At 55.9% G+C, this 9676-nt stretch carries 10 protein-coding genes; 6 read left to right on the top strand and 4 right to left on the bottom strand.

The annotated features are described in order from the left end of the window. Nucleotides 1-183, top strand: a 183-nt coding sequence (locus tag B3Z49_RS18105) for an MOFRL family protein (protein ID WP_296993368.1), incomplete at its 5' end; no start/stop codon positions are given. Between the two features lie 10 nt (nt 184-193). Here the strand turns inward: B3Z49_RS18105 and otnI are convergent. Both otnI and gcvA read right to left on the bottom strand, forming a co-directional pair. After that, entirely contained in the window at nt 194-985 is a 792-nt protein-coding gene (gene otnI, locus B3Z49_RS18100; RefSeq protein ID WP_008891339.1) for a 2-oxo-tetronate isomerase, read from the bottom strand. A 64-nt stretch (nt 986-1049) separates the two neighbouring features. Continuing rightward, on the bottom strand, nt 1050-1958 hold the full coding sequence (gene gcvA / locus B3Z49_RS18095) for a transcriptional regulator GcvA (protein WP_296993367.1): 909 nt from the start codon (nt 1956-1958) through the stop codon (nt 1050-1052). 123 nt (nt 1959-2081) lie between these two features. Here gcvA and B3Z49_RS18090 point away from each other — a divergent pair, with 123 nt between their 5' ends. The 4 genes from B3Z49_RS18090 to hemN all read left to right on the top strand — a co-directional run bounded on the left by B3Z49_RS18090 (nt 2082) and on the right by hemN (nt 5196). Beyond that, a complete protein-coding gene (locus tag B3Z49_RS18090) occupies nt 2082-2771 on the top strand; it encodes an FMN-dependent NADH-azoreductase (protein ID WP_296993366.1) in 690 nt (229 codons plus the stop codon). Nucleotides 2772-2924: 153 nt separating this feature from the next. Continuing rightward, nucleotides 2925-3353 carry an HIT domain-containing protein gene (locus tag B3Z49_RS18085; protein ID WP_296993365.1) on the top strand — a complete coding sequence of 143 codons (429 nt, stop codon included), beginning with the start codon at nt 2925-2927 and terminating at the stop codon, nt 3351-3353. 61 nt (nt 3354-3414) lie between these two features. Beyond that, on the top strand, nt 3415-3771 hold the full coding sequence (locus tag B3Z49_RS18080) for a DUF3088 domain-containing protein (RefSeq protein WP_296993362.1): 357 nt from the start codon (nt 3415-3417) through the stop codon (nt 3769-3771). A 69-nt stretch (nt 3772-3840) separates the two neighbouring features. Further along, entirely contained in the window at nt 3841-5196 is a 1356-nt protein-coding gene (gene hemN / locus B3Z49_RS18075) for an oxygen-independent coproporphyrinogen III oxidase (RefSeq protein ID WP_296993361.1), read from the top strand. 54 nt (nt 5197-5250) lie between these two features. On the opposite strand, the gene B3Z49_RS18070 is transcribed toward hemN, so the two are convergent. Further along, nucleotides 5251-6201, bottom strand: coding sequence for an EamA family transporter (locus B3Z49_RS18070; protein WP_296993359.1), 951 nt, complete (start codon nt 6199-6201; stop codon nt 5251-5253). Nucleotides 6202-6283: 82 nt separating this feature from the next. Further along, on the bottom strand, nt 6284-7273 hold the full coding sequence (locus B3Z49_RS18065; protein ID WP_296993357.1) for a mitochondrial fission ELM1 family protein: 990 nt from the start codon (nt 7271-7273) through the stop codon (nt 6284-6286). Between the two features lie 302 nt (nt 7274-7575). Between B3Z49_RS18065 and B3Z49_RS18060 the strand changes: the two genes are divergently transcribed. Further along, nucleotides 7576-9528 (top strand): sensor histidine kinase, encoded by a 1953-nt coding sequence (locus B3Z49_RS18060; RefSeq protein WP_296993356.1) that lies wholly within the window; start codon nt 7576-7578, stop codon nt 9526-9528. The last annotated feature ends 148 nt before the right edge of the window (nt 9529-9676 follow it).

The raw sequence follows: 9676 nt of genomic DNA, 5'->3' as shown, positions 1-9676 counted from the left end.
GACAACGCCGGGGCAATCATTGACGCCAAAAGTTGGCAAAACGCCCAGAAGGCCGGTATCGACCTTCGCGAATATCTGGTCAACAACGATGCCTATAGCGCGTTTGCCAAGATCGATGATCTTCTGGTGACCGGCCCGACCCTGACCAATGTGAATGATTTTCGTGCCATTCTGATCGAATAAATCCAGGGGATCAGGCGCCGGGTTTTGGCATCCATGGCCGGACCCAGCCAAGCCCGTCTTCGGTCTTGCCGTGCGGTTTGTATTCGCAGCCGATCCAGCCTTCATAGCCAATGCGATCCAGCATATAGAACAGGAAGGGGTAATTAAGTTCCCCGCTGTCAGGCTCATGCCGACCCGGTGCACCGGCGACCTGAACATGGGCGATGCTGTCGATATGCTTATCCAGCCGCGCGGCGATGTTCCCGCCAACAATCTGGGCGTGATAGATATCGAACTGCAGTTTCAGCCGCGGGTGATCAAGCTGTTCAAGGATCACGGCCGCCTGTTCGATGGAATTAAGCAAATAACCCGGCATATCAAGCGGATTGATCGGCTCGATCAGGATATCGACCCCGGCCTGATCGGCAAGGTCCGCAGCATAAAGCAGATTGTCGCAATAAAGCCGGGCAAGTTCGCCGGGATCTTCCCCCTTGCCCATCAGCCCGGCCATGCAATGGAGCATCTTGCAATCGGTTGCCGCCGCGTAATCAAGCGCCTGCACGACAGAGTCGCGAAAAGCTTCCTCGCGCCCCGGGCGACAGGCAAGACCGCGGTCACCCGCCTCCCAGTTACCGGCGGGCAGGTTGAACAAAACCTGCTCCAGACCGTTGTCGCTCAGAAGCGATTTGACCGTGGAAAGCGGCATGTCATAGGCGCCGATATATTCCACCCCGACAAAGCCTGCATCTGCCGCCGCGGCGAACCGTTTTTCAAACGGCAAGTCGGCAAACAGAAACGAAAGGTTGGCGGCAAAGCGGGGCATGATCCATCCACACGAGTGATTAACAATCGCATATGGTTTCCGATGCAGCCCGCAAGGTCAATCGTCAATCGCCGGATTGCTCGGGAATTGGCGCCGAAGATGCCACTTCGCTTCTGATCCACTCCCCGAATGCTTCAACTTCGCGAAGGTTATCGCCCCGGCCAGTGTGCACATAGTGATAACAATGCCCTTTGATTTCCGGGCCAAATGGCATCACCAGCAATCCTGCATCAATTTCTGCGCGCACCATCACCGGACTGGCCAAAACAACGCCTTGGCCAGCAATCGCCGCCTGAATGGCGTGACTGTCATCGGAAAAACTGATCCCCGCAGATGGCAAGTGATCTGCTGCACCTGCCACCTGCCCCCATCTTTGCCATGTCGGGGTCGCGTCATCCGGGCGCAACCAGTCAAAATGCAGCAAGGTCGCATTGCGCAAGTCTTCCGGTTTTTTCAGGCCCAGTGCCGGACTGCAAAGTGGCACGAACTGTTCGCGAAACATCTTGTGCGCAACCAATCCCGGATAGGGCCCAACACCATATCGAATGGCCGCATCCGCCACACCACCGGCAAGGTCGACGGCCTCTGGCGAGGTATGAAGTCGCAAGTTGATATCAGGGTATTCTGCCTGAAACCCAGACAGGCGTGGCAACAGCCATTTTGCCGCAAAGGATGGAATGACTGAAACCGTCATGCTGCGCGATACCGGGCGGTTCCGCACCCGATCAACCGCCTTGGCAAAGGCGGCAAAGCCATCACGCAAAACCGGATATAGCTCCTGCCCGACATCGGTCAGAACAACCTGCCGTGGCTTGCGGTCAAACAACCGGACACCCAGCGTTTCTTCAAGCAGACGCACTTGATGGCTGATCGCGGTCGGCGTGACGCCAAGCTCGGATGCGGCATTCTTGAAACTTTGATGGCGTGCTGCGGCTTCAAAGGCGCGCAGGGTCGCAAGCGGCGGCAACGACATATGAATGAATTCAACTCATCTGTTTGCTGAGGAATTCGATTTTGCCGTGTGAATTAAATTCCGTCAATCCTTGGTTATCAAACCAAAACACAGATGAACCATTTTCATCACATGGAGAACATGATGACCAGAATTCTTCATATCGACAGCAGCGCCCGGCCCGGCAGATCCGATCAGAAACAGCATGGTTCGCACAGCCGCCGCTTGTCGGCCAAGTTCATAGACCACTGGCTGGCCAAGCGACCGGAAACCGAAATCATCTATCGCGATGTCGGTGCAAATCCGCCAAGCCCGGTGACCGGGGATTGGGTCCATGCTGCATTCACTAAACCCGAAGACCGCGAAGCATGGATGCACCACACCTTGCGCGAAAGCGATCAATTGGTCGACGAACTGCTTGCCGCCGACATCATCGTTGCCGGGGTGCCAATGTATAATTTCGGCTTGCCGTCACAGATGAAGGCCTGGGTCGATAACATTGTCCGCGTCGGCCGGACATTCGGTTTTGACCGAACGCGTGGCGACGTTCCCTACTGGCCAATGGTGACCGGCAACAAATCGATTGTCGCCCTGTCATCACGTGGCGACCATGGCTATGGGCCGGATGGTCGTATTGCGCACCTGAACTTTGTCGAAGGCGGGCTGTTTACCCCGCTGCAATATATCGGCATCACCGATCAGTTTGGCGCCGCGATTGAATATGACGAGTTTGCCGACGAACGAACCGATGCCTCCATTCATGCAGCCGAACAAGAAGTCATCGGCCTTGTTGATCGGCTTCTTGCGAAACATCGCGATGTAAAGGTCGCATGATTTCCCTGGCGGGACGGCCCGACCTTCCCGCCAATTTTCGCACATACCCGCACAGCTATCTGACGGATTTCACACCACAGACCAAGACAGAGAAAGAACGGCAGGTTATAAGCAGGGTCATTGATCGGGCTATCACGATAATAAGGACTGACCATGAATAACGCATTCACCCTTCATCCCCAGCTTGCCGCCGATACCACCCTTGTCACCGACGGGCCGCTATCGCATGTGCTTTTGATGAACGATGCGCGTTATCCGTGGCTTATTCTGGTACCAAGGCGCCCCGACCTTGTCGATTATGACGACCTGAGTGCGGAAGACCGCAAAATCCTTGGTGACGAAGTCGCTGCCGTTTCAAGCGTCATCAAACGTCGCTTTGATGCCTTCAAAACCAATGTCGCGATGCTGGGCAATATGGTGCCGCAGCTTCATTGCCACGTCATTGGCCGTTTCAAGGACGACGCCGCATGGCCGGGCCCGGTTTGGGGCGTTGGCACCGCCGAACCCTATGACGAAGACGAAGGCCGTGACCGTCTGGCCGTCCTTCGTGCCGATCTGATATCGGCCTTCAAGCATCTTTGAGGGCCATCCCTGACATCGCCACGGCGCAAACACAGTGCCACCAGCAAAAAGGCCACACCCCATGCCGGATCTGGAACGCGATACGATATTCCTGCTCAAACCCGACTTTGAAGATCCCGCATGGCCAAACCAACGCTTTTACTGCTGGCATTGTGCGTTGATTGACGGGGTTCTGGGATCTTTCCCGGACTTGCTTGCCGGACTTGATATTCGCCATATCAATTGGCCCCGTCCCCGGCACGACGTGATTGCGCTTTTGGGCGAAGATCATCAGTCACTTCCGGTAATGATCCTGAAATCCGGCGAGACATCATCACTTCAAACCGGTACCGCAAATGGTCATGCCTTCATTGATGGCAAGGACAACATTTTGCTGGCTTTGAGCGAACGACACGGCTTCCCTGTTCCTCACCCTTGACGCATATCAAGGCAGCCAAGTTTGGAATAATGCAAAAGACGGACAGAACGAATTTTCGGGATGTCCGTCATGCAGCTTGCCCTTTACGAAAAATACGACCTGCGACTGCCGCGCTATACCAGCTATCCGACCGCGCCGCATTTCCATGCCGATGTGAATGGCGAGGTGTTTGAAGGCTGGCTGGGTGATCTTGATCCCGCGCAACCTCTATCGCTTTATCTGCACGTCCCCTATTGCGAGGAAATGTGCTGGTTCTGCGGCTGCAACACCAAGATCACCAAAACTTACAAGCCGGTAAATGGCTATGTCACAGCCCTTCTGACCGAGATCGAAGGCACGCTTGGCAAACTGCCCACAGATCAGAAATTCACTGTGTCGCACATTCACTTTGGCGGCGGCAGCCCGACCATTCTCAAGGCCGATGATCTGCGCGCCATCATGGCCGCAATTCGTTGTCGCCTTGATATCCTTGAGGATGCCGAAATCGCCATTGAAATGGATCCGCGCACGGCGACCGATGACTTCATGGAAGCCATGGTCGAATGCGGCTTTAACCGTGCCAGTATCGGCATTCAGGACTTCAACCAACAGGTCCAGACGGCGGTCAACCGCATTCAAAGCATGCAGCTTGTCCGTGATGTGATTGCCAAATTGCGCTCGCACGGGATTGCCGGCATCAATGTCGATCTGATGTATGGCCTGCCGTTCCAGACCGTGGACTCACTGCGCGAAACGGTTGATCAGACTGTGGAGCTTTGCCCCGACCGGCTGTCGGTCTTTGGCTATGCCCATGTGCCATGGATGAAAAAGCATCAACAGCTTATCCCGACCGAGGCCCTGCCAAATACCGCGGAACGCTGGGCACAGTATGAGGAAATCCAGAACCGCCTTGCCAAGCATGGCTTTGTCGCCATCGGACTTGATCACTTCGCCCATCAGGCCGATAGCATGGCACGCGCCCTGTCTGATGGCCTGCTGCATCGGAATTTCCAGGGCTACACCACCGACCGGGCAGAAGCCCTGATCGGGTTTGGCCCGTCTGCGATTTCGTCCCTGCCGCAGGGTTATGCGCAAAATGACCCGGCGCTGGCCCGCTGGCAGCGCGCGGTCGAAGGTGGCAAATGCGCCATTGAAAAGGGTGTTGCCCTGACCAGCGAAGACAAATTGCGCCGCGACATCATTAATGAGTTGATGTGCAATCTTGCCGTTGACCTTGACCCGGTTTGCGCCAGCCACGGCATTTCGGCCGATCGCTTCGCACCAGAACTTGAGCGCATCAAGGCAATGACCCGGGATGGCATTGTCGAAGTTCAGGGGAATTACATTAAACTGAGCGAGTTGGGCCGTCCGCTGGTGCGCGCCGTTTGTGCTGCATTTGATACCTATCTGAACCACGCGCACGGGCGTCATTCACAAGCCGTTTGATAAAACAAACACACTGCATGAAGGGAGCCAAATGGCTCCCTTTTTTTATTCGGTTCAGGCCCCTTTGCGCAGGGTCAGAATGACAATACCGCTGACGACGACCAACCCGCCCAGCATCTGGATCGGGCTGATCATCTGCCCCAGAATGACCCAGCCAAACAGCAATGTCGCGATCGGCTCCATATTCATCACCGGCGCATTGCGCGCCATATCAAGGCGCGGCACATTGATGAACAGAACTGCGAACGCCCCGCCATAAAGCAGCATCAAGGCCATAAGCCCCATCCATCCCGGCGTGGCATTCGGAAGCCCCATGCCACCCGGCACGACATCACCGATCCCGGCAATGATCATCGAAACAAAAACAACCAGCATGGTGAACATCGAGCGCACCGGCCCGCTGATCCCGGCAAGCTTGTGATCGGTCACCCAGAAAGCCACCGAAAGAACGGTCGCCGCCATCAGGGCAAAGCCGATGCCCAGCCACCAGCTTGATGTCACCTCTTCCCCGCCGCCGAGGATGCCCGGAAGATCAAGCGCCAGCACAAGGCCCGACAGGATAAACAACATCAGACCTGCTGCGCGCAGCGTCGGGCGCGGACCGCCAAGCCCCCATGTCAGCAAGGCGAGGATAATCGGAAACGTATTGGCCGTCAGCAACGCCAGGGCAACCGGCACACGGGCAACTGCGGAATAAAGACACAGGCTCTGGATTGTGATCATCAGGCCAAGCACCAATTGCCAGCGCACCAGGCCACGCGGCAAACGGATGGAATGACGTTTGAAATAGACGATCGCAACCAGGATCGAAAGCGCAACAGCCGAGCGGCATAAAACAGCCAGAAGCAGCCCTGTCCCGTTTTCAAATGTCAGACGTGCGGCAACATGGTTTGCCGCAAAAAAGCAGGCAACAGCAGCCAAAATCGCAACAGCAATGTGGCGTGGAAACAATTGCGGTGCATTTAACGCACGCACAGCTGTCGGATCAGTCGGGGACGAAGACATCGGGGCGATATTCCTTGGTGGTGGTGCCCGGCGAATAGACCCGATACACCACAACAAAACAAGGTGTTATCGACCTTTCAGGTCAGGGAGCGCCCAAAAGCTCCAGACAGCGCTGCGCAACCATGCGGGCCGGCTGCAAGGACGGATGCTTGAATGGCACCAGTTCGGTGTCGGGCAAAAGCGGTCTGGCGTAGCCGCCCTCATAAAGGCTTTGATGCAGGCGTTTGTGCCGTTTGTTGGCCAGACCATCTGGATCAAAGATATAGACGCCACCCGGTGCCGCCGCCGCCTCGCAACACATCGAAACGGAATCACTTGTCACGATCTTCACATCGGCAAGTGCTAGATAGCCGAAATACGGGTTTTCGGCCTGGGATGTCCAGTCATGCAGGTGATAAGGCACGCCAGATGTCGCCAACCGCTCAGCAATCAGGGCTTCGTTTTCCACACCCGTACGGCGGCTGGTGGTGACAAGCAAAGACCCGTTGACCGCACTTGCGGCTTCAACCGCCTTGTCGATCAGTTGTTCTGCCATTTCCTTTGTAAAGGTCGTGCGCTTGGTACTTCCGCCAATGATTAGGGCAAACTTTGGCTCGGGCAGACCTTTGAAATGCGGGCGCCATTTGTCGGCCTCGATCAAAAGCCTGCTTTCGGTCACACGGTGCGGCGCACCCGGGATTTCAACGATGTTCTCACGAATGACAGAACGGTCATGTGCCGGCACGGCAATCAGGTCAAAGGCACTTTCGAAGCCATCCGGGCGCATGATGATGCAAATGCGTGTGTGCCCGCGACTTTGCTTTTTGATCCAGCGTGCCACGGGTGCAGAACGCCGCCCGCAACAGATGACAAGATCCGGCCAGGGTGCCACCAGTCGCCTGCGCGATGCCTCATCAATCCCGATCAGACTGGTTCTGCGGATAAAGTTCGGAAGACGCACAAATTTCGTAAACCCGATATCAATGCGCTTGAAAGGCTGTGCCAATGCCTCGGCAACCCCCAAACACTGATTGACATTGCCGGTCCGGTCATCGGCCAGAACCCAGATCAGGTGTGTGTCTTCGTCGCTCATGCAGGGAACTTTCCTGACAGGTTTGTTCGGGCTTGATCAACCGTGCGTAAATGTGGTCTGAAAATCCCGCGGATGCTCTCCTGATAGGTACAGCCTGATCCAACGATTATCAAGCACGAGAAGCATCGGTAAAATTTGCGCTGGGCTTTGAAATCTTTTTGTAATCTAATCCCGACGCCCCACCTTTAAGGGAAGACTTCCCACCCTTAAGAAGGGGTCGATCAAAGCCCAACGCCAACGTGGACAGAATGCTGAACTCTTCGGTTTCAATCAAAAGAATATCCCGGATCGTATTATGCGGTTTGCTCGCACTGCTGCCGGTAACCGTCTGGTTGGTCACGACGTTCTGGCATGAGGCAAAGCTGATCGACATCACCGAAGATGGGCGCAACAAGCTTGAGCTGTATCGGTCCAACCTTCAGGGCGCGATCAAGGAACACGAATATCTGCCGATTACGCTGGCATCGGATAAACGCATCATCGATCTTGCAATTCATGCCGATCCGGTGATCGCCAAGGCCGTCAACATTTACCTTGAAAAACTGGCAGCCGACAGCGGCGCCTCAGACATCTATTTCATGGATCAAAATGGCGACACCCTGGCTGCCAGCAACTGGAACAGCGATGCATCCTTTATCGGGCGCAACTTCTCCTTCCGCCCCTATTTCCAGCAGGCCAAAAGCGGCCTGACCGGTCATTACTTTGCCTTCGGGATTACCTCGAACGTACCGGGTTATTATATCTCCCACCCGGTGCGCCCGGACGGGACGAGTTTTGCAGGGGCCGTCGTGGTCAAGACCCACCTTGAAACCCTTGTGCAGCGCTGGGCACGCGGCAGCGAAAGCGTTCTGGTCACCGATCAGAACGGCGTCGTTATTATTTCATCCAACCTCGATTGGCGGTTTCGTGATCTTGCCGGGCTCGGCAACAATGATCGCCCCCGCCTGATCGCGTCGCGCAAATATGGTGACTACCCGCTTGAACCGATGCCGTTGCTGGATGGGGCGTGGCCGGTTGACGACAGCCCGGCAATCCTCAGCCTCGGCCCGGTTGCCAGCGAAGACGAGGCACGAACCGCCAACGAACAAGCAACCGGCAAATCGCAAACGCGCCAGACCACGCCAGACAAGACAACCTATCTGGTCACGGCAAGCACACTTCCCAAGCAGGGCTGGCGGATGTTTCTTCTGACCGATAAATCCGTGCTGGATCGATCCGTGATCAGTGCCGGTGCAATGGGCGGCGCTGCGCATATCATTCTGACCGGTCTGATTTTCATCATCCTGCAACGCCGGCGCGCGATGCTTGAACAGCTTGAAATCCGCGACTGGTCGCAACGCGAACTTGAACGCCAAGTTCGCCTGCGCACGACCGACCTTATGAACACCAACCAGCGCCTGGCAGAAGAAATTACCGAACGGTCACGTACCGAAGACGCGCTGCGCACGGCACAAGCCGAACTGGTCCAAACCAGCAAGCTTGCCGCCCTTGGTCAGATGTCCGCAGGGATCGCCCATGAAATCAACCAGCCCCTGACCGCCATCCGGAACTATGCGGAAAACGCGATGAAGTTCATCGCGCGCGACAATAAGGAAACGGCAAACCGCAACCTGCAACGGATTTCAGAACTGACCGATCGCATGGGGCGCATTACCGGCAACCTCAAAACATTTTCGCGCCGCCCGGAACAGGATAATCATCCGGTCGATGTCCCGGCCCAGATGCAAATGGCAATCGATCTTGCGATTGAAAGCGGGCGCGCAGGTGTCGAAAACATCACCCTGCACCAGCACGGCGATGTCAAACACGTGATTGCCGAAGCCAATCAGCTGACCCAGGTCTTTACCAATCTGATCAATAACGCGGCGGATGCCTGCCAGAATATGGCAAACCCCGAAATCGATATCGCGATTACCGGCGGCGAAGACCGGGTGATTGTGAAGGTAAATGACAACGGGCATGGCATTTTGCCAGACAACCTGCCCAAGCTTTTTGACCCATTCTTTACCACCAAACCGTTTGGTGATGGTCTGGGGCTCGGGCTTTCGATCTGTTATGGCATCATTCGAAGCTTTGGCGGAACGCTCCGTGCGGAAAACCGCCCGCAAGGCGGCGCATCCTTCATTGTCGAGCTCCGCTACGATGGCCCCGGCGATACGGAGCCGAAAAACAGCATCTCGACGCCCGCCTTCACGGCTGCTAAAACACCGTCAGAAACCCGCACATACCTTGCAAACCATCACGATCAGGGCTGACACGCAAATTGTCCTCTGATCCTGTTATCGGGTCAAAGGATAAGCCAGTGCCAACCAGTGCCGAATGCGTTCTGTTTGTTGATGACGACGAAGATGTGCGTGAAGCCGCACAGCAAACGCTGGAACTTGCCGACATCCCTGTCGAAGT

Origin of the sequence: Thalassospira sp. UBA1131 (genome assembly GCF_002311515.1) — a bacterium.
Classification (GTDB): Bacteria; Pseudomonadota; Alphaproteobacteria; order Rhodospirillales; family Thalassospiraceae; genus Thalassospira.
This window is presented reverse-complemented; position numbering and strand designations above follow the sequence as displayed.

What these genes read in the sequence shown, in the direction of transcription:
- B3Z49_RS18085 (WP_296993365.1), top strand. Translation starts at nt 2,925, where the DNA reads ATGAATAACGCATTCACCCTTCATCCCCAGCTTGCCGCCGATACCACC.
- otnI (WP_008891339.1), bottom strand. Translation starts at nt 985, where the DNA reads ATGCCCCGCTTTGCCGCCAACCTTTCGTTTCTGTTTGCCGACTTGCCG.
- hemN (WP_296993361.1), top strand. Translation starts at nt 3,841, where the DNA reads ATGCAGCTTGCCCTTTACGAAAAATACGACCTGCGACTGCCGCGCTAT.
- B3Z49_RS18065 (WP_296993357.1), bottom strand. Translation starts at nt 7,273, where the DNA reads ATGAGCGACGAAGACACACACCTGATCTGGGTTCTGGCCGATGACCGG.
- B3Z49_RS18070 (WP_296993359.1), bottom strand. Translation starts at nt 6,201, where the DNA reads ATGTCTTCGTCCCCGACTGATCCGACAGCTGTGCGTGCGTTAAATGCA.
- B3Z49_RS18080 (WP_296993362.1), top strand. Translation starts at nt 3,415, where the DNA reads ATGCCGGATCTGGAACGCGATACGATATTCCTGCTCAAACCCGACTTT.
- gcvA (WP_296993367.1), bottom strand. Translation starts at nt 1,958, where the DNA reads ATGTCGTTGCCGCCGCTTGCGACCCTGCGCGCCTTTGAAGCCGCAGCA.
- B3Z49_RS18090 (WP_296993366.1), top strand. Translation starts at nt 2,082, where the DNA reads ATGACCAGAATTCTTCATATCGACAGCAGCGCCCGGCCCGGCAGATCC.